This is a genomic window from Nocardia sp. NPDC005825 (genome assembly GCF_040630175.1).
Lineage (GTDB): Bacteria > Actinomycetota > Actinomycetes > Mycobacteriales > Mycobacteriaceae > Nocardia.
In genome coordinates, this window is record NZ_JBEXXC010000002.1 from 904,110 (window position 1) to 924,950 (window position 20,841).

The following is a 20,841-nucleotide window of genomic DNA, read 5'->3' on the forward strand; positions in this document are numbered from 1 at the left end:
TGTTGGTATTCGGGCGAATTGGAGCCACTGGTAGGCCGGTTACCACCACCCCAGGATCGGCTGGAGTTCCCGGCCGAGCGCCGGGGCCAGGGAGCGGGAATAGCTGGCGGTGAAGTGATGCTCGTCGTGGTAGATGAGGATATTGCCCTCGACGACGGGGCAGATATCAGGTTCGCAGACGGCATCGGTGAGGTCGATGGGGTACACGTTGGGGTAGGCCGCCGCGGGCTCGAGAGCCGGGTCGACCGGATTGAGGGCGTAGTCGCGTTTCATGCCGCAGCTGAGCCGGTCGCCGCCTTTGCTCAAACAGTCGATCCCGCTGTAGCGAATCCCATTGCGCCGCAACCACGGGGTGTCGCGGATGGCGATGACGTTGAGATCGCGGGCGGACAGTTCAGACCACACATCCAGGTAGTCCTGGGGCGTTTCGTCACCACCGTCGTCCACGGGCCGGGTGCCGGTGGTGAACACCCAGTCCGGGCGGTCGGCGCCGAGACGGTCGATCACCTCACGGGACCAGTCTCGGCAGTCCGGATTGGGCTGGCCCTTGTACATGGGGTCCGCGGCGACGGTGAGCGGGCAGCCCATCTTCAAGTAGACGACGATCCGGAAATCGTTCTCGGCGGCAAGGATCTGCAGAGCGGGCAGCCAGTGCTCGGCGTGTGAACTACCCACCACCGCCAGCGTGCGCTCCGCGGTGGTGTCTCCGTAGGTACACGTCACAACGTCGCGGGTGTTCCAGTCCGCGATGCAGCCGTCGAGGGTGGGCGGCGGCAATTCCGAGGGCGCTTCCAACACGGTGGGCCGCATTTTCGCCAGTGGTGCGGATGCACCGCTGACCAATGCCTCAGCGCCGGGGTAGATCGCGGGATCCAAGGCAAATGCACTGACGGCCGCTGTGGATTGGGTGCGTATGACGAATTGCCAGGCCGAGGTCACGCCGATCACCAAGACGCCGAGCACCGCGATCATCGACCATGCGGCCCGCCGATATCGGGTGGGCAGGGCCGGGATCGGGGTCCGTGTCCCCGAACGCAGCGGCTGCTCGATCCACCGATGGGTCATCCAGGCGAGTACGAGCGCAGCGCCGATGATCAACACGCCGTCGGTGAATCCCGCCCGCGGGCGGCCGGTTTCGACGAGAAGGAAGATCAGGAGCGGCCAATGCCACAGGTACAGCGCGTAGGCCAGTTCTCCCAGTCGAACCGCTAGCGGAGTGCCGAGCAGCCTGTTGGGCAGGGGCCGCGACGCGGGATCGGCGTTGGCGCCGCTGGCGATCAACGCGATCGTCGCGCCGACCGGAAGCAAGGCGGCCGGGCCCGGGAACAGATCGGCGCCGTCGAGGACCACTCCACAAGCCAGCACCCCGGCCACACCGGCTATCGCCAGCAGCCACCGGATCGGCCGCGGCGGCGAGATCATCGGGGCCACGATCACGCACGCCGCACCGGCCAGCAGCTCCCACAACCGCGCGAAACTGTCGTAGTAGTTCCAGCCCTGATGCGTGGCCGCACCGTGCGCGGCATACGCGAAAGATGCCACACCGACACAGATGATGACGGTCAGCAGCACCGGGCGCAGCAAACGGGCGGTGCCCGCGCGACGGGACAGCACCCAGGCCACGCCGGCCACGACCGTGATGGCGAGCAGGTAGTACTGGCCTTGCACCGACATCGACCACAAATGTTGCAGTGGACTCACGCTCGGGTCTGCGGCCAGGTAGTTCGACCACGACAGCGCCAACTGCCAATTCTGGTAGTAGAACATCGAAGCCATCGTCTGGGCGGCGATGTCGGACCACCGCGTGTATGGGCTGATGTAGAACGCGGCGACAACCACCGCGGCCAGCACCGCGACTATGGCCGGGACCAGCCGCGCGAGCGTACGACGCACCATGGCGACCACATCGACCGACCCGGTCGACTCGGCTCGACGGATCAGCATCCCGGTGAAGAAGAAGCCCGACAGCACCAGGAAGACATCGACGCCGCCGGACACGCGGCCCATCCAGATGTGGAACATCACGACCAGCGCCACAGCCAGTCCACGCAATCCGTCCAGATCCAGCCGGTACTCCGAGCCCACCGTTCGACGTGGCGCATCCCGGTTCTCCTCGCGGACGCGAGTCGACAACCTCATCGGCTACCCCTGACGGCAAAGGTCCTGCAATACGGAAGGTGGACAGCGGACTGTTTACCACGATCGGTAGCAGTGCAAACGAACGCACCCGTCACTCACACCACACTCACAGCTCCCGCCTCGGGCGCATGCCAGTAAACGGGTGGACCGAGCTCGCTCCTCCCCCGCGGGCGGCGACCGGACCGAGAATGGCCATCAACAGCACCGGAGCAAAGGGTTCCGGGCAGGGGTGAGCCGCGCCCTGCTCCCCCGATGAAGCGTTCTGCGCGGCCAACGGCGGAACCCGGACACGCTCGTCACTGCGTCACCAGGTTGGTGGCCGAAAGGCGAATACCTCGTAGAGCGCCGTTCCGCGGAGGAAGGCGTCCTGACGCACCTCCGTAGCCAACCCATGGGAGCGCAACAGCGCGCAGAACTGTGCCAGGCGATCGCCACAGTCGTGGACTTCGGCGACGACGGTTCGCATCCGAGCCCAGTCGGATTCGGCTATGCCGCGGACGACATCCAGCTCCGCTCGCTCGACATCGATTTTGACCAAACCGATTTCGCCTGCCGGTGCCTGCTCGGCCAGTAATGCCGACACCGTGGTGACCTCCACGTCGATGTGTTCCCCGTCGTGCAGGTCGTTCGTGACGAGAGCGATCGCCTTCTGATCGAGGCCACAGTTCTGCAGAAAGTTCGTCGTCGACTGGTGGTCGCACTGACGGTCCGCGTACAGGCTGTAGTTCGCTGACGCTCGTGGGTACCAGGTGAACTGTGCGGTGCCCTTCGCTGCGCCGACCCCGATTTCGAGCGCGATGCCGTCGGGGACGTGCGCAACCATGTTGCGGCGCAGGCACTCGAATGTCAGTGGAGCGGGCTCGACGGCGATGACGCGCACCCCGGGACAGGTATCGGCGAAAGCTATTGCGCTGAGGCCGATGTTCGCACCGATGTCGAGCACGATGTCGTCCGGGTGCAGTTGAGCGGCCGCCCGTCGGTAGTACCCCTGCGTCGACATCTCGTCCCAGAGCATCCCGGCCTCGGCGGGGCTCGTGCAGGTCACCGATCTGCCGTCCTTGAGGGTGAGTCGTTTGAGGGAAGTCAGCATTCGCCAAGCACCTTTCCGGAGCAGGGCCGATCTCGGCCGGCAGTGTGGGGTGGATCAATTCGGGTGACGCCACGCGTTCACGACTGCTGCGTCGAAAACCCCTCAACGTGACGAACCGGACCAAAAGGCTGTGTCCGCGATATGAAAACTGTTGAGCCCATGGAAGAGTCGGTCGCCGCCACACCGCGGCGAGTCACCCGGCGGTCGCCACCCCGACCCCGGACCTTCGTCGTATCGAATCAATGAGCCCGCTTGAACGGTGCCGCGCCGGAACCCCCTCGGGCCGGTGCGCGATGGCACGTATCGGGTCCACCGCGCCGATACGCCGAACCACGACCAGATTTCGAATCGCCGGAACCCCGCAGCCCGGCGTCGACGGTCGTCGTACACCTAGCGGGTCACTCTAGCTCTCACGACGACTCGCGTCCTGTATTTACCGGAGAGGGTCGCATTAAATCTGAGCCAGTCTGTCCGTTTGGTCTGATCTTCGGTCGCCCTGAATGGCACCGCGAGTCGGCCTGCGGCGCCGCAACGGCCTTGTTAGCGAATACTTTGCCACCGAATCGATCTTGCTTCACTGTCGAAGTGATGTCGCGCTGATGTTCCGTAGATCCGCATCGGACGCGGTGCGAGCAGGACATGTCCTACGTGCGGGATTTAGAGGATCTAGATCAGGTCAAATTGCGAGACAGTTGCCACGCGCTGTGCCTATCATCTATCGGCAGCTGCTGGCCCGCCGCGTCGTGCCCGCTGTACCGATCGAGTGTCTCGAGGCTCTGCGGGCGCCGGTGAAGCCGGCGGCAGCCGCGCGAGGAGCCTCACGAGAATTCCAAGAAACATGTGACCAGATCTGGGACGGATTGATGACTGCACCGGAAGTAGCCGAGCACCTCGCAACCCTGGCATCCGCCACAGGGACAGACGTGGACTCGAGCGGATTTGTCCGCATTCTCTCGTCGGCCCCTGCCGGTCGGACGACGACGCTGTCCGGAGACGAGCGCGAACAGCTTCTGCTGGAGTGCCTCGAGAGTCTGACTCGAAGCTGTCCCGCCGCTGTCGTGTTGCGCGGCACCACAACAGCGTTCGTCGCGATTCCCTCGAAGCGGCCGTTCCGACTGATCGCCCGCCGGGCGACGAACGACGGCGGCGGGGCCTTGCCGGTGTTCGCCGCGCACGCCCGTCAGTTGATCAAGGTCAAGGTCGGCGCGCTGGGTGAGGTCACCGCCCGCCTGGTCACCCTGGCAAGCCGAACGGGCCGAAACTCGTCGCGCTGACCCAGCGTTCGGTCAGCGCCTGCCTGCGCCCCGGGGCGCAGGACCAATTCCATCGCCGCGTAAGGGATCTCAACCCGCCGCCCCGGGCACGAACTGCACCGAGACCGCGGGCGGCCTCGTCGTTACTGTTGCACGAGTCAGGATCACTTGCGATGAGGCCTTCGCGCGGAGAATGACGACCTTCTCGAGTTCAGCGAAGGGCCGGTCGCCTCTTGCTCAGAGCTTCCTTTGGTGATCTCACGCAGGGCGTCATTCTCGGAATTGTCGATACCACTGCCCGGTCGTGATGATCTTTCTTCCCTCCATGATCCGATCGCGTCCAACAGGACGACAATGCCGATCGACCCCGGTCGCTGGGCGCGGCCACCACGAATGAGGCTATTTCATGGCAACAATACTGAAGCGCTGACCGTGCGTCGTATGCATCGCCGGCCCTCGGGTTCAACTGCGGAAATATAGCCCCATAGCATCCATTTTGCCCGTTATGGGCCGGTCATTAAATGGACAAATCGGAATTTCTTTCGGTTGATGTTTAAAAATGAGGTCTCTAGCGGTAATCTGGCGAATGATCCGCAATCCCTCAATGCGGATCCCCGATTGGGGAACGTGCCCACCCACGCCCCCAATGTTGTGCGGTGGTGCCGCCGAGCCCAGCGGCACCACCGTCCGGGCGTTCCGTACCGTGCGATACACAGCGAACAGGAAGAGGAAATGGTCGTTACGCCATCGACGGCGCCGTCCTACGCGAGCGCCGCCCGACAAGCCCTGCGTCGCCATCTGCGAGTTTTATTTCGGCAAGTCCCCTTCCACCACTCTTCCGAAACATCGAATCGCGCGTCGAGAAAGAGCACACGATGACGGCGGGGAGCGTAACGTTCGGCAACGTTCAGGTCGTATGGAGCAGCCAGAGGTCTCTTTTCATAGCCTTCAGCGCGGACTTCCCGGGGCTGTACGCCAAAGACCGATGGTCGGCCTTGCGTGCTCGCCGGCTCATGGAAGAGCGTGTACGAAGCCTTTTGATCGCCAACGACCTGTGAGGGTCGAATGGCAATACGCAAAGTAATTGTTCCCCCGGTGGAGGTCAGCGGTTGGCGACTGCAGAAATTGTCGTCCCTTTTATCGTCATTTGGACGATTCTGTCATTCATTATCGGGTGGGCTTTGATGGGGGGACGGCGCTGACTTCTACCCACCGATTGTGCTGCTGCCGGGGCGAAATGGGAGATTTCGCCCCGGCAGCAGCGGCTTTGGGTCAGGTTCAGCGGATGGTGCCGAAGCCGGGGATCAGGGGGAGGTCCAGGGGGGTGACCCAGCCCGGCGGGAGGGCGTTGACGGCGGGGACGGCGTTGAGGGCTCGCATGCCGGTGGACAGGCAGCCCGCGACCGCCGGGGTGCGGCCGGAGCCGTCGGTGAAGCGGAACGAGGTTTCCTGGGCGATCGAGGGGCTGCCGAGGATGTCGACACGGTAGACGTCGTCCTTGGTGCCGGCGGGCCAGTCGGGGGCGGCGTCGAGGCCGATGCGGTTGACGTGTTCGAGGGTGATGACTTCGCGGCCGTTGTAGACGCCGTTGATGGTGAAGCGGATGGCGGCGACGGTGCCGGCCTTGACGCCGCCCTTGGCGGAGGGACGGTCGGTCGGGGTCACCCATTTGTCCCAGGTGGTGGTGATGGCGTCGAGTTCGATGCCCGCGGCCGCCGCGATCATGGGAACGGTTGCGCCCCACGCCATGATGAGCATGTCGGGGTGTTCGAGCAGGGCCTTGAACTCGGGCGGGTGGCCGATACCCATCTCGAACTCGTAGTCGCCTTCGTAGTCGGTGTAGTCGAGCAGTTCGGAGGCGCGCACCGACTGCACCTCACCGCACAGGCCCATCAGGGTCAGCGGGAACAGGTCGTTGGCGAAGCCGGGGTCGATGCCGGTGGTGAAGCACGACGCTCCCCCGGCCTGGCAGGCTTCGGTGATCGGGTCGCGCCACACGGCGGGCAGCTGCTTCATCTGCGGCCACACCCACGGGGTCATGGCGGTCGAGCAGACGTCGATGCCGGCGCGCAGGAACGCGCCGATGACGCGCATGTTCTCCTCGGCGAAGGCGGCGGTGGGCCCGTAGTGGACGACGGCGTCGGGGCGCAGCGCGATGAGTTCGTCGACCGAATCGGTGGCCAGGACACCGGTTTTCGCGGCCCCGCACAGGTCTCCGGCATCGCGGCCGACCTTGTCGGGGTTGCTGACGCCGACGCCGACGAGCTCGAAGGCGGGGTGGCGCAGGATCTCGGCCAGCACCATGGAGCCGACGACGCCGGTCCCCCACAGCACGATGCGTTTGGTGGTCATGGTGACTCCTGGATTCATCGGTGGAATTCGCCGCAGTCGACGGTGAGCATCTGGCCGGTGACCGCGGTGGCGAGGTCGCTGGCCAGGAACAGGGCCGCGCGGGCGACCTCCTCGGGTCCGGCGAGGCGGCCCAGGTCGGTGGGCGCGGCCTTCTGCCGGTAGATGTCGTCGTGGGTGACCCCGGATTGGCTTGCCAGCCAGTCGAAGTAGGCCTTGTTGATGTCCTCGTACACATACGAGGGGGCGACGGAGTTGACGCGGATGCCGCGCGGGCCCAGTTCGGTGGCCAGCGACGAGGCCAGATGGGCGAGGGCGCCCTTGGACAGCTTGTAGCCGGAGTATTCGGGCTGCGAGCTGTAGGACACGCACGAGTTGAGCATGATGATCGACCCGCGGGACGCGGCGAGGGCGTCGGCGAACAGGGCCGAGAGCCGCAGGGGCGCGAACACATTGGTTTCGTTGGCGTCGCGCAGCGCTTCGACGTCGATCTGGGTGATCGGGTACATGGGCGGGATGGCGAAGGCGTTGTTGATCAGGCAGTCGACGCGGCCTGCCTCGGCGACCGCGCGTTCGGCGAGTGCGCGGCGCTGGTCTTCCTCGGTGATGTCGGCGCGGATGACGTGGGCGGTGGCGCCGAGGGCGCGGGCTTGGTCGGCGTATTCGTGCAGGCGTTTCTCGGTGCGTCCGGCCAGGACGAGGGTGGCGCCCATGTGGGCGGCTTCGATGGCCAGGGAGTGGCCCAGTCCGGGGCCGACGCCGGAGATGACGATGACTTTTCCGGCCAGCAGTGGTACCGGGCGATAGGTGTCGGGGATGTGCGGGGCGGCTGACACGACTCCTCCTCGAGTCCTCAGCCGTTACAGAACGTAACGACTTTGTTGTGACAGACTGTAACGACTCGTGCCCGCAGCGACAAGGACGAAATCCGTGACCACACGCCACCGGCTCGGCCCGCACCGCGATCCGGCGGTGGACACCGCGGTCCTCGACGCCGCCCGGGCCCTGGTCGTCGAACAGGGTTATGCCGCAACCTCGATCGACGCCATCGCCGCCCGCGCCGGAGTGTCCCGCCCGGCCATCTACCGGCGTTGGCCGTCGAAAGCGCATCTGATCGCGCAGGCGGTGTTCCCCGATGTCGGCTCGGCGGTGGTGGCGCCGGATCTGCTCGGGGAGATCCGCAAGGTCATCCGCGGCACCATCCAGTTGTTCGGGTCCGCCGAAACCCGCGCCGCCATGCCCGGTCTCATGGCCGAGATGCGCGAGGACTCGGGCCTGTACGAGAAGCTGTCCGCCCGCCTGGACTCCCCCACCCGCGACGAGCTCGGCGACTACCTGCCCGGCAACGACACCCGCCCGGGCCTGGACCCGAACACGGTGCTCGACACGATCGCCGGGGCGGCGTTGTTCGCCATGTGCATCCGCGATATCGACGATCTCGACGGCTTCGCCGCCTCCCTCGAGGACCTGCTGCTCTACGGCATCCTCGGCCGCCCCGCCGCCGACTGACCCGGACACCAGTCGCTGCGCGAATATCGGTGGGCCGAACGGTCTTTCGCCGGTAGCCTGCCCGCCATGGCGGCGAAGAACAACAGCTATCTCGATCAGGTCGTGGCACAGCAGGCCGAACTGGAGGAGGACCTGCGGCCCGCGTTCGCGCGGTCCGCGCCCGCCCCCGCGGCGATGCCGATCCCGCCGGGCGCACCGGGGCCGCGCGGCGCACTGGCCAAACGGGCCGGGCGGGTGGGTTCGGTGCGGGAGAACACCCCGCAGGGTCCGGTGGAGGTGCGGGTCAGCGGGTGGTGGCGGTGGCGCACGGTGCTGGTGCCGCCCAACGCGTTCGTCGTGCACACCCGTCGCGGCGCGGCCGAACCCCTGCACATCGGGCTCGGTGTGTCGTTCCGGTTCGATCCCACCACGGACTCCTACCTGGTGGTGCCCGGCGCGATCCAGACCATCCTGATCAACGCCTACTGCATCTGCAGTGAACTGCAGGGCGTGCTGGTGCAGGGGTACGTGCAGTGGATCATCGACGATTTCGCCACCGCCTACCGCAAACTCGACTTCTCCGACCCGGAGGATCCGATGCGGCTGGTCAATGTGCAGCTGCGCGAACAGGCCGAGGCCGCGATCAAGGACAAGGTGTCCACGATGGCGGTCCGCGACGTGCTCTCCGACAAGCAGCCCATCATCGAGGAGCTCACCGCGCGGCTGCGCACCGTCGCCGAGGGGGCGGGCGACGGGGCGCGGGGGCTGGGATTGTCGATCGTGACCGTGCAGATCAAAGAGGCCGTCGTCTCCTCGAACACGTTGTGGGAGAACCTGCAGAAGCCCTACCGCAGCGAACAGAACCGGGTCGCGCGTCTGGCCGAACTCGACGCCCAGGAAGCGGTGTCGGTGCGTGAGGCCGCCGCCGGGCGGGCAGCCGAGCAGCGGCGCATCGAGAACGAGCGGGAGCTGGCCGAACTGCGTGCCCGCAACGACGCCGCCTCGTTCGACCGCGAGACCGCCGAACGGTTGCGCCGCACCGAACGCGAGCACGAGGTGAACCGGGAGGTGGCCGACCTGGCCCAGCAGTCGGCCTTGCACGCGTTGCGCCTGGAACGCGAACAGCACGCCGACAAGCTCGACAACGCCCGCCGCGAGGCCGAGCGGGTCGCGCAGCGTCAACAAGCCGATCTGGCGTTGGCGCAGGCCGAAACCCGAGTCGCGCACGAGGCGGCGTTGCTGGAGTTGGATCGCCAGCGGGTCGGCATCGACAACGCCAACACCCGCAATGCCGCCACCATGCAGGCACAGCTGATCGAGGCGTTGCCCGAGATCGTGGACAACCTGCCCACCCCGACGGAGTTGCGGACGGTGCAGATCGGCGGCGACACCACCGGATTGGCGAGCGTGGTGGCGCAGCTCTCGGACATCATCACCGCCATCCGCAAAACCGGACAATCCTGACGCGTCGGTGTCGTCATTCGGCTCCGCCACGCCCACGCGCCGTCATACCGTCTGAGAAGGCTTCGACGGTGGGAGTGGATCGAGAATGGTGATGAGCGAACCGAATACGACACCCGCGGTGTTCCAGGCGACCGCCGCGATCGACCCCGACGCGATCGCGGTCCGCTCGATCGGCGGCACGCTGACCCTCACCTGGCGCGACTACGCCGCCCAGGTCCGCGAGATCGCCGCGGGCCTGGCCGCGCTGGGTGTGGGCCGCGGGGACACGGTGGCGTTCATGATGGCCAACCGCGTCGAGTTCTACCCCCTCGAGGTCGGCGCCCAGCACACCGGCGCCACCTCGTTCTCGGTGTACAACACGCTGTCCGCCGAACAGTTGCAGTACGTGTTCGGCAATGCCGGCAACCGGGTCGTGGTGTGCGAGGCGCAGTATGTGGAGCGGATCCGCGCGTGCGGGGTGCCGATGCAGACCATCGTGTGCGTGGACACCCCGGTGCCCGGCACCTTGAGCGTCGCGCAGCTCAAACAGCTCGGGCGCAGCGACTTCGACTTCGACGCCACCTGGCGGGCCGTGACCGAGGACGACATCGTCACCCTCTGCTACACCTCCGGCACCACCGGCAACCCCAAAGGCGTGGAGATCTCCCACGCCGGTCTCGCGTTCGAATGCCGCGCCTACGCCTCGGTCATGCCGGTCGAGTTCGGTGACCGCATCACCTCGTTCCTGCCGACCGCGCACATGGCCGACCGCGTCACCGGCCTGTACCTGCACGAGTACTTCGGCACCCAGATCACCGTCGTCCCCGACCGCACCCAGCTCGGTGCCGCGCTCGCCGACGTGCACCCCACCATCTGGGGAGCGGTGCCGCGGGTGTGGGAGAAACTCAAAGCGGCCGTGGAGTATTCGGTCGCCGCCGAAACCGACCCGACCCGTAAAGCGGCGCTGGTGTGGGCGCTGGAGGTGGCCGCCCGCAAGGCCGCGGCACAACTGGCCGGGCAGCCGCTCGGTGACGGTCTGGCCGAGGAATGGGCGCGCGCCGATGCCGCCGTGCTGGGGGCGTTGCGCGCCAAACTGGGCCTGGATCAACTCAAATGGGCGCTGTCGGGGGCCGCGCCGATCCCGGCGGAAACCCTCGGCTTCTTCTTCGGCCTGGGTATCCCGATCTCGGAAGTGTGGGGCATGTCGGAGCTGACCTGCATCGTCAGCGTCGCCCCGCCCGGGCAGGCGCGGCTGGGCACCGTGGGGCGGCTGCTGCCGGGACTGGAATCGAAGATCGCCGAGGACGGTGAATTCCTGGTGCGCGGCCCGTTGGTCATGCGCGAGTACCGCAAGGAACCGCGCAAGACCGCCGACACCCTCGACGCGGACGGGTGGCTGGCGACCGGTGACATCATCACCTGCGACGCCGACGGGTATCTGCGGGTGGTGGACCGCAAGAAGGAACTCATCATCAATTCCGCGGGAAAGAACATGTCCCCGGCCAATATCGAGAACACCATCAAAGCCGCCGCCCCGCTCATCGGGGCGTTGGCCACCATCGGCGACACCCGCGCCTACAACACCGCCCTCATCGTCCTCGACGCCGAATCCGCGGCCCCCTATGCCGCCGCGCACGAGCTACCCGACGCCTCGGCGGCGACGCTGGCCGGGGACAAGTCGGTGATCGCCGAGATCGCGCGCGGGATCGCGGCCGGGAACGCGAAACTCTCGCGCGTGGAACAGATCAAACGATTCACGATCCTGCCCACCTTCTGGGAGCCCGGCGGCGACGAGATCACCCTCACCATGAAGCTGCGGCGCACACCGATCGCCGAGAAGTACGCCGCCGACATCGACCGCATGTACGAGCCGGAACTGGCCGAAGGCGTCCACGAACCCGGACCCGCCTGACCCGTCGCTGTGACACTGGGACCCCCGCGGGAGTGCGGGGGTCCGCCTTCACCCCTTCATAACAGAGCAAGTGCTCTGTTATGGTCGGTGCATGCCCCGCCCCCGCACCCACGACCCCGACCGGGTGCTCGACGCCGCCGAAGCGCTCGCCGTGCGCTCCGGGCCCGCCGCGGTCACCATCCGCGCCGTGGCCACCGCCACCGGCGTCTCCAACGGCGCGCTCTACCACACCTTCGGTTCCCGCGCGGAACTGCTGGGCCGCACCTGGATTCGCGCCGCCCACCGCTTCCTCGCCCTGCAAGCCGAGATGGTCGCCGCCGCCGGCGACGGCATCGACGCGGTCATCGCCGCCGCCGAAGCCCCCGCCGAATTCGCCGCCCGCCACCCGCTCTCGACCCAACTGTTCTTCACAGTCCGCCGCGACGACCTGCTCGGCGACGACCTGCCCGACACCGTCCGCACCGAACTCGCAGCCACCCAGAAAACCCTGGTCGAGCTGATGAAAACCCTCGCCCACCGGCTGTGGCAGCGCCGCGACGCCCACGCCGTGGACACCCTCACCATCTGCCTGGTCGACCTGCCGACAGCGATCCTGCTCGACCGCGACCGGCTCGCCAACCCCACCGCCCGCCGCCAGTTGCGGGCCGCGGTCCGCGCGGTCCTCGACATCGGGCCCGCACCCGCCTGACCCACTCTCGCGAAGGAACCCCATGCCCACCCTGAGCTACCGCGACAAGATCGCCGTCCTCGACCTCGGCGACGACGAGAACCGCTTCTCACCCGAATTCCTGACCGCCGTCGGCGACCACCTCGACACCGTCATCGCCGACGGCGCCCACGCACTGCTCACCACCGCGTCGGGCAAGTTCTACTCCAACGGCCTCGACCTGGACTGGCTGTCGGCCCATGGCGAGCGCGCCGAATGGTATGTCGCGCAAGTCCAGTCACTGCTGGCGCGCGTGCTCACCTTCCCGCTGCCCACCGCCGCCGCCCTGCCCGGCCACGCCTTCGGTGCGGGCGCCATGCTCGCGCTGGCCCACGACTACCGGGTGATGCGCGCGGACCGCGGCTACTTCTGCTTCCCCGAAGCCGACATCCGCATCCCGTTCACCCGCGGCATGTCCGCGCTCATCCAAGCCAAACTCACCCCCCGATCGGCCATCGCGTCCATGACGACCGGGCGCCGCTTCGGTGGACCCGACGCCCTGGCCCACGACCTCGTCGACGCCATCGGCGAGCTCGACACCCTCACCGACACCGCACTGGGCATGCTCGGCCCGATCGGCGCGAAAGACCAGGACACCCTCGGCGCGATCAAGGCCACCATGTTCGCCGACGTCGTCTCCGCCCTCCGCAACGCCTGACCCGGCATCACCGGGTGCGGCGCACCGCGAACACCGCCAGCCGCACCCGGTTGTCACACCCGGTCTTGTTCATCAACTGGACCAGATGCTTCTTCACCGTCGTCACCCCCAGATGCAGACGCTGCGCGATCTCGGCATTACTGAAGCCCTCACCCACCAAACCCAGCACATCCAGCTCCCGCGGCGTCAAATCCACTGGCGCAGAGACCGTTTCGGCAGGCGTGTCGAGGGCGCGCCGGACCAGGCGATGCAACAGGGAAGGGGAGAACAGCAATTCCCCGTCCATCACCCGCCGGATCGCCGACACCAGCGCATCGGGCTCGGTGTCCTTCACCAGATAGCCGCTCGCACCCGCCGCCAACGCCGGATACAGGTGCTCGTCGTCATCGAAGGTGGTCAACACCAACACCTTCGGCCCACCCGCGCCCGCGGTGATCCGCCGTGTCGCCTCCACCCCGTCCATGCCGGGCATCCGCAGATCCATCAACACCAGATCCGGGCACAGCTGCGCCACCGCCCGCACCGCCGCCACCCCGTCCGCGGCCTCCCCGACCACCGCCAGATCCGCGGTCGCCTCCACCAGCATCCGCAACCCCGCCCGCACCAGACGCTGATCATCGACCAGCAACACCCGGATCACCGCGACACCACCGCCTCCGCCACCGGCAACACCGCGTGCACCGCCCACATCCCGTCGCGCGCACCCGCTTCCAAACTGCCGCCGGCCATCTGCGCGCGCTCGCGCATCCCGGCCATCCCGTGCCCCGGCACCGCGGCCGCCACCGACCCGCCGCCACTGCGCACCGACACCGTCACCGCGGAATCGGTGCGCGACACCACGACCCGCACCGGGTGGGCGCGGTCGGCGTGCTTCATGACATTGGTCAGCGACTCCTGCACCAACCGCAACAACGTCAACCGGGTGATCGCGTCCAACCCGTCCAGCCGCGCGCCGATATCGTCGGCCACCGTGAACCCGCCCTGACGCACCCGCGCCACCGCCGCCTCGATCTCGGCCCGCGCCACCGTCGCATCCAGCAACGGCACCGCCGCGACCATCGGATCCCGCAACGCCGCCAGCAGCCGCCGGATATCGGTCAACGCCCCCGACGCCGTCTCGCCCACATCATCGAAAACCTCCGCCACCCGCGGATCCACGCCGCCCAGCACCCGGCCGGCGACCTTGACCCGCAACACGATCGAGGCCATGTGATGGGCGACCAGATCGTGCAACTCCCGCGCCAGCGCCGCGCGCTCCTGCGCCCGCGCCCGCACCTCCGCCTCCGCCGCCCGCGCCGCCAGACTCGCCGTCAACTCCCGCTGCCCCCGCAGATACAAGCCCAGCAGCAGCGGCAACCCCACATAGGCGAGGGCCTCCACGAAGGTCGCGCCCCGCCAGAACGACGGCGCATGCCCACCCCAATGCCCGGCCGGCCACGCCACCGCCCACACCGAACCGACCAGCACCGTGGCTCGGGTCCCGCGCCGCGTCACCGCCTCGACCACCGCCAACGCCGCCAGATACGGCACCAACTCCGACGGCCCCCACGCCGGGATCACGAACATCGCCACCGCCAGCCCCGACAACACCAGCGACATCGCCACCGGCCACCGGCCACCCACCGCGAACACCACACCCGCCGACACAGCAAGCAGCCAGTAAACTAATGGGACGCGGTACTCGCCAGGGAACGTACTCGCCGCCAGCAACACCGGAATCAGCAGCAGTGGCAGAAAACGCGCCACCTTCCAGCGGATCGGATGAGGGCGGGGAGCAGACACCACCCCACCGTAGAGACTCGAACTCCGGCCCTGCGCACACGGGTCGCGGTAGCACAGAGATAGCCCGCCCGCAAGACTCGCCAGGCCGCACCCATGGACGTGAACGCGGCTCACGGGAGGGGGAACCACACCACCGCGATCAGCAGGCTGGGACCCGGCGCATCGACTCCCGCGCCGCATCGACCCGAGGAGTGACCCCTGTGATCTCGCGACGACGCCTGCTCGTCACCGCCGCCGCCCTACCCCTGGCCCTCACCGCCTGTAGCCGCCGCGGCGAACCCGGCACGAGCGGATCCGGCACCCGGCCGCTGCCCATCCCGCCCCTGGCCCAATCGCGCGTCGACGCCGACGGAGTCCGCCGGTTCACCCTCACCGCCCAGACGGGCAGCGCCGAGATCCGGCCCGGCACCCGCACGCCTACCTGGGGATACAACGGTTCCGTCCTCGGCCCCACCCTGCGGGCACGCCGTGGGGAGACCGTGGAGGTCACCGTCACCAACGCCCTGCCCGAGCCCACCAGCGTGCACTGGCACGGCATGCACGTGCCCGCCGCGGTCGACGGCGGCCCCCACCAGATGATCGCCCCCGCCGCCACCTGGACCCCGCGCTGGCACATCGACCAGCCCGCCGCCACCCTCTGGTACCACCCGCACCCGCACGGCTCCACCGAGAAGCACGTCTACCGCGGACTGGCCGGACTGTTCCTTCTCGACGACGACACCGGCGACCACCTGAACCTGCCCGCGCGCTACGGCATCGACGACATCCCCCTCGTCATCCAGGACCGCCGCTTCACCCCCGACGGCCACCTCGACGAAACCCCATCCAGCACTTACGGATTGCTCGGCGACACCCTCATCGTCAACGGCGCCGTCCCCGGCCACCACGACCTGCCCGCCCGCCGCGCCCGCCTGCGCCTGCTCAACGGATCCTCGAGCCGCCTGCTCGACATCGCCCTGGACGAGGACCGCGAATTCACGCTCATCGCCACCGACGGCGGCCTGCTCCCCGCCCCCACCCCCCGCACCCGCCTGCTGCTCAGCCCCGGCGAACGCGCCGAAATCCTCGTCGACCTCGACCCCGGCGACACCGCCACCCTGCGGACCCGTCCCGTCACCACCCGCACCGGTATCGACCGCCCCGAACGCTTCGGCTTCGACGACACCTTCGACATCCTCACCCTGCGCGCCACCACCACCGCCACCGCCGCACCCGCCCTACCGGGTGCCCTCGCCGCCCTCACCCCACCGGCCCCCGGCCTGCCGGTCACCCGCACCTTCGACCTGAAATGGTTCATGATCAACGGCGCGAAGATGGACATGGCCCGCATCGACCTGACCATCCCCACCGGCGCCGCCGAAGTCTGGGCCATCACCAACCGCGAGAACTGGCCCCACAACTTCCACATCCACGGCACCCAATTCCAGATCCGCGCCATCGACGGCACACCCCCACCCCCACACCTGGCCGGCTGGAAGGACACCGTCCACACCGAACCCGCCCGCACCTACGAACTGGCGATGCGTTTCCCCGCCAGCGCCGACCCCGCCCACCCGTACATGTACCACTGCCACCTGCTCCACCACGAAGACCAAGGCATGATGGGCCAATTCCTGATCCTCGACCCCGGCCAGACCCCCGCCTTCACCCCGCCACCGATGACCGACATGCCCCCGAGCGCGGGCGGATCCGACTCCCACAGTGGTCACTGACCGCCGGGTCGCCGCACCGCCCGCACCGGGCTCGAAGTCAGCGGCCCTGCCACACCGGGGGACGCTTCTCCACGAACGCGCGCATCCCCTCGCCGGCATCCATCGACGACAGCGCCGCCGCGGCGACCTGCCCCTGCTTGCCGAACGCCTCGGCGACCGACCAATCCGGGGCCTGCTCGATGATCTGCTTGCTCGCATCGATACTCAACGGCGCGTTCACCGCCACCCGCGCCGCCAACTCCAGCGCGGCGTCCAGAGCCTTGCCCGGTTCGGCGACCTGGTTGATCAACCCGATCTGGGCGGCCCGCGCCGCGCTGATCGGGTCACCGGTCAACGACAACTCCATGGCGATCGCGCGGGGTAGGCGCTGCGACAGGCGCAGCACGCCACCGCCGACCGCGACCAGGCCACGCTTGACCTCCGGGATGCCGAACGTCGAATCGCTCGCTGCCACAATGAGATCCGCCACCAGCGCCAGTTCGCAGCCGCCGGCCAGCGCCGGGCCCTCCACCGCGGCGATCAACGGTTTGCGCGGCGGCTGGGACACGATGCCCAGGATGCCGCGCTTCTCGGTCACCGGCACCTCACCGCGCGCGGCCGCCTTGAGATCCATTCCGGCACTGAAATAGCCGCCCGCACCGGTCAGGATCGCGATCCGGGCGTTCGGGTCGGCCTCGTAGGCGTCGATCGCGCGCTCCAAACCCAGCGCCGCCGCCAGATTGATCGCATTGCGGGCATGGGGGCGATTGATCGTGATGATCATGATGTGGCCGCGGCGCTCGATCAGCACCGGCGCGGGCGGCGGAGGCGGCAACGGCACCCGCGCCACACCCGCGGTACCCGACACCGGCTCCACGGCCGATTCCCCAGTGTCCGAACCCTGCTCGGGACTCCGCGCGGCGGCCGGGGAGATCGTCTCACCGGCCACGGTCACCGGCAGCCCCAGCCAGTCGTCCTCGGTCAACGCGGCCAGCAGCGCGGAATCGGTGGACCGCAACAGCACTCGATCACCGGCCGGGGTCAGCAGGCTCACGATCGCGGCCTCGGGAAGACCGTCACGACCGTAGGGCAGCGTGTAGGCCTCCACCACGGCCTGCCCGTCGTAGCCGGTGCGCGCCGGGCGGGCCGGGGGATGCTCGATCACCGGGGTCAGATGCCGGTAGGGCTGTGCGGGCGGGGTCGCCGAATACACGCCAATCGCGTGCTTGGTCAGATACCAGCCCAGAGACGTGGCCAGACCGAAGGATTCGGGTTCGGCGCGCAACCGGCCCACCAGCGACGCCACCGCGTGCCCGCCGTAATTGTTGCCCGGACCGCCGCCGAAGGTCAGCCCACCGGTCACCGACAGCGGCCGCTTGGGGTCGTCGACCGGCAAACCCAGCTCACGCGCCGCGATCTGCACCGCCACCGGGAAACACGCGTACAGGTCCACCGGGCCCAGATCCTCGGCCGTGATCCCGGCATGCTCGAACACCGCCGCACCCAGCGCCCCGATCGCCGGCGACGCCGCCAACTCGGCACGCTCACTGACGAACCACTCATCGGTGCCCGAGGCCCCCGCATGCAGGAACACCCACTTGTCCTGCGGGATCCCCGCCGCCTCCGCCGCCGCGGCCGAGGCCACGATGATGCCTGAGGCCATATCCACGGTCAGATTCGCGCACTCGAGCTTCGTGTACGGCGCCGAGATCATCCGATTGGCCTCGGTCACCGCCGCGATCTCGGTGGCGGTGAACTCCTGCGGCTGCCACGCGTGCGGATTGGCCGCCGCCACCGCCGACAACCGCGACCACAACTCCGCCACCGCGGCCGCGTGCTCGGCGGGTGTACGACCCGACCGGTGCCGGTTCGCCGATTCGAGCAGCGCGTACATATTGATCGGGGCCTGCAGCCCGGCCGTGGACTCCGCGGCGTTGTTGGCCGCCTTGTCGATCCCCACCGTCCGGGTCGGCGACACCGAGCCGTCCTGCACCGGCCACGCCACCTCGACCCCGGCCCGCTGCGCCGCCGCCTGTGTCGCCCCGGCCTCCGCGCCGGTCACCAACACCAGGTCGTAGTCGCCCGCCGCGATCGCCGCGGCGGCCTCGTTGATCACCAGCTGGCCGCCGTCACCACCGAACGGACTCGACTGCACCGTGTCCACCCCGCCCGCGCCGACCGCGGCCGCCACCAGCGCACCCAGATCCCGGTACTGCCACGACGTCGGCGACACCGCGAACACCGCGTCCGCGCGCGCCAGCAACCCGTCACCGACCCCGGTGTCGGCCGCCGCGGCCCGCAACGCCCGAACCGCCAACTGCGACGGGTCGGCATAGGAAGGGTCGGGTGTGCGCTGCACGATCTGCCCGACACCCACCAGCACCGGCGTCGTCGGCGCCAACACCACCCCGGAAGCCCGGTGCCGCACCGCCTTCCGCTCCGCGCGCCCCGCCCTCGGCGCGGTCACCGCCAGCGCCGCCGGCAATCTGTCGAGCGAGTCGGTCAACGCGTCACCGAGCGCGCGGGCCACCGTGGCGCCCAGCGGGCCCTCGATCGGCTGCCCCGACAACCCCGCGTCGATGTACACACTCGACCCGGAACCGTTGGGCGCCACCGTGATCCACAACCCCAGGCCCAAACCCTGCGGGCCGTGCCCGCGCAACCCGAGCCGCGAGTCGCCGACCTCGGTCACCAGCCACGCCACATCGGCCGGAATACCCATGAACTTGGCGACCTGCGTGTACTCTACGCCGACCGCCGCCGACCCCGGCGCCTCCCCGCGCCAGCCCGCATGGAAACTCACCCACTCCGGAAGCCGCTGCAACTGCGCCAGATACGCCAGCGTCGCCGCCGCACCGGTCTCGAGATCGCGATGCGCGTGCGCGGTGCGCGGATAGTCCGCCAGGCCCTCGGGCAGGGTGTGTGTGACCGGTGCCGCCGCCGGCACCCCCTGGCCGGTCACACCCGCGATCAACTCCCGCACGATCCGCGGATCGCGGCGCACCGTGTCCAGTAACCGGCCCCCGGCGCGCACCTGTTCGCGCAGCGACGCGCCCTTACCCAGTCCCTGCTCCACTGCCGCACGCACACGATCGAAACCTGGCACCGCACTCACGGCCCACCTCCTCGCTGAGGGTCCACACCATCCGGCCCTCACGGTATCGGCCGTTCACCCACCACGGGAAGAGTCGCCGCAACTTCGCACCCCCACCAATATCGGTGCGCGAATCACCGTTCACAACTCGCGGGCGAACCAGACCTGATCCAGCATCCGGATCCCGTCGACCATCACCACGTCGGCATACCCGGCCGCCGCGGTGAACACATCCGGCACGATCCGCGTCATTCGGAAGCCGCACCGCTGGTAGAAGCGCAGATTCCCGGTATCCGCGGTCGCGGTCGCCACCTCCAGCCGCCGCACCCCCGCCGCCGTCGCGGCCGCCACCACCGTCTCGATCATGCGCCGCCCCACCCCGGACCCGCGCAACGGGCGCACCACCGCGGTATTGACGATCTCCCACGTCGACTCGTCCGCCTCCGGGGCCGCCTGGATATGGCCGACCACCTCCCCGGACGCGGTGCGCGCCACCCACACCCGCCCGCGCCCGATATACCCGGCCAGCAGCGGCTCGGAATCCTCGGCCATCCGGAACGACCACGCGATCTCGTCGCGATCACCGGTGAACTCCTCGATCCGCACCGCCTCGGCATCGGAGTCGGGCGGCACCACGATCAGCATCCAGCCCTCGGGATCCAGCACCGCGAACGCGCCCGCCGCCACCCAATACGGATTGTCCGGAATCACCTCGGCCACACCATGATCGGCCAGCCGGGCACGCAACGCCGCGAACCCGCCGCGCAGATACAGCACCACCGCGTCCTCCGGGTCCACCGGCGGCGGGGCGGGCGCGTCGTCGCGGCGCACCAGCTCGAGCTGGGCGCGCGGCCCCGGCAACCCGAACACGAACCCGCTGTAGCCGGCGTGATCGGAGAACGCGAAAAGCTGTGTCAGACCGACGATCTCCCGATAGAACGCCGCGCACTCGTCGAGCCGGGCCGTCGCGCGCGCGAACCGCGCCGCACCCACCGCCGGCCCGTCCACACCGGACTCCACCGCACCCACCGAACAGCCCTCCTCGATCGACGACACACCGCTCCCCAGGATGCGCCGTCCCTACCGCCGGGTCGACCCATTAACGCCCACCGCACAGAAGAACGCGCGAGCCCGGACATCCGGGGGCGCCCGGGGGGGGGGTGGGGGAGCCGCCGGACAGGGGGGTGGCCAGGAGGGCGGCGACGGGGTGCTTGATAAAAGCCCGAGCCCTCGGCG

15 protein-coding genes are annotated in these 20,841 nt (G+C 68.6%); 7 read left to right on the forward strand and 8 right to left on the reverse strand.

The window, feature by feature from the left end; all coding sequences use genetic code 11:
* Nucleotides 1–39: 39 nt before the first annotated feature.
* Together ABZ382_RS08735 and ABZ382_RS08740 are read right to left on the reverse strand one after the other, a co-directional pair.
* Entirely contained in the window at nt 40–2,139 is a 2,100-nt protein-coding gene (locus ABZ382_RS08735; protein WP_357085834.1) for an acyltransferase family protein, read from the reverse strand.
* Nucleotides 2,140–2,443: 304 nt separating this feature from the next.
* The gene (locus ABZ382_RS08740) at nt 2,444–3,229 is read right to left on the reverse strand and encodes an FkbM family methyltransferase (RefSeq protein ID WP_357085836.1); all 786 of its coding nucleotides are present in this window, start codon (nt 3,227–3,229) and stop codon (nt 2,444–2,446) included.
* Between the two features lie 863 nt (nt 3,230–4,092).
* On the opposite strand from ABZ382_RS08740, the gene ABZ382_RS08745 reads away from it, so the two are divergent.
* The gene (locus tag ABZ382_RS08745) at nt 4,093–4,503 is read left to right on the forward strand and encodes a hypothetical protein (protein WP_357085838.1); all 411 of its coding nucleotides are present in this window, start codon (nt 4,093–4,095) and stop codon (nt 4,501–4,503) included.
* Nucleotides 4,504–5,760: 1,257 nt separating this feature from the next.
* Here ABZ382_RS08745 and ABZ382_RS08750 read toward each other — a convergent pair.
* On the reverse strand, nt 5,761–6,834 hold the full coding sequence (locus ABZ382_RS08750; RefSeq protein WP_357085840.1) for a dihydrodipicolinate reductase: 1,074 nt from the start codon (nt 6,832–6,834) through the stop codon (nt 5,761–5,763).
* Between the two features lie 14 nt (nt 6,835–6,848).
* Nucleotides 6,849–7,667: an SDR family oxidoreductase gene (locus ABZ382_RS08755; protein WP_357085842.1), complete on the reverse strand. Its 819-nt coding sequence runs from the start codon at nt 7,665–7,667 to the stop codon at nt 6,849–6,851.
* Between the two features lie 94 nt (nt 7,668–7,761).
* Between ABZ382_RS08755 and ABZ382_RS08760 the strand changes: the two genes are divergently transcribed.
* The 5 genes from ABZ382_RS08760 (at nt 7,762) to ABZ382_RS08780 (ending at nt 13,038) form a co-directional block, all read left to right on the forward strand.
* Nucleotides 7,762–8,340: a TetR/AcrR family transcriptional regulator gene (locus ABZ382_RS08760; protein ID WP_357085844.1), complete on the forward strand. Its 579-nt coding sequence runs from the start codon at nt 7,762–7,764 to the stop codon at nt 8,338–8,340.
* 66 nt (nt 8,341–8,406) lie between these two features.
* Entirely contained in the window at nt 8,407–9,783 is a 1,377-nt protein-coding gene (locus ABZ382_RS08765) for an SPFH domain-containing protein (protein ID WP_357085845.1), read from the forward strand.
* An 85-nt stretch (nt 9,784–9,868) separates the two neighbouring features.
* Entirely contained in the window at nt 9,869–11,674 is a 1,806-nt protein-coding gene (gene fadD11, locus ABZ382_RS08770; protein WP_357085847.1) for a fatty acid--CoA ligase FadD11, read from the forward strand.
* A gap of 91 nt (nt 11,675–11,765) precedes the next feature.
* Nucleotides 11,766–12,362, forward strand: a complete 597-nt coding sequence (locus ABZ382_RS08775) for a helix-turn-helix domain-containing protein (protein ID WP_357085849.1) — start codon at nt 11,766–11,768, stop codon at nt 12,360–12,362.
* 22 nt (nt 12,363–12,384) lie between these two features.
* On the forward strand, nt 12,385–13,038 hold the full coding sequence (locus ABZ382_RS08780; protein ID WP_357085850.1) for an enoyl-CoA hydratase-related protein: 654 nt from the start codon (nt 12,385–12,387) through the stop codon (nt 13,036–13,038).
* 7 nt (nt 13,039–13,045) lie between these two features.
* Here the strand turns inward: ABZ382_RS08780 and ABZ382_RS08785 are convergent, their stop codons facing one another.
* Nucleotides 13,046–13,678 carry a response regulator transcription factor gene (locus ABZ382_RS08785; RefSeq protein ID WP_357085852.1) on the reverse strand — a complete coding sequence of 211 codons (633 nt, stop codon included), beginning with the start codon at nt 13,676–13,678 and terminating at the stop codon, nt 13,046–13,048.
* Nucleotides 13,675–14,820, reverse strand: a complete 1,146-nt coding sequence (locus ABZ382_RS08790) for a histidine kinase (protein WP_357085854.1) — start codon at nt 14,818–14,820, stop codon at nt 13,675–13,677. The genes ABZ382_RS08785 and ABZ382_RS08790 overlap by 4 nt, the downstream gene beginning before the upstream one ends.
* A gap of 200 nt (nt 14,821–15,020) precedes the next feature.
* On the opposite strand from ABZ382_RS08790, the gene ABZ382_RS08795 reads away from it, so the two are divergent.
* Entirely contained in the window at nt 15,021–16,532 is a 1,512-nt protein-coding gene (locus tag ABZ382_RS08795) for a multicopper oxidase domain-containing protein (RefSeq protein WP_357085856.1), read from the forward strand.
* 37 nt (nt 16,533–16,569) lie between these two features.
* Here the strand turns inward: ABZ382_RS08795 and ABZ382_RS08800 are convergent, their stop codons facing one another.
* Together ABZ382_RS08800 and ABZ382_RS08805 are read right to left on the reverse strand one after the other, a co-directional pair.
* Entirely contained in the window at nt 16,570–19,626 is a 3,057-nt protein-coding gene (locus tag ABZ382_RS08800; RefSeq protein WP_357085858.1) for a crotonase/enoyl-CoA hydratase family protein, read from the reverse strand.
* 120 nt (nt 19,627–19,746) lie between these two features.
* Nucleotides 19,747–20,661: a GNAT family N-acetyltransferase gene (locus ABZ382_RS08805; RefSeq protein WP_357085860.1), complete on the reverse strand. Its 915-nt coding sequence runs from the start codon at nt 20,659–20,661 to the stop codon at nt 19,747–19,749.
* Nucleotides 20,662–20,841: the final 180 nt, after the last annotated feature.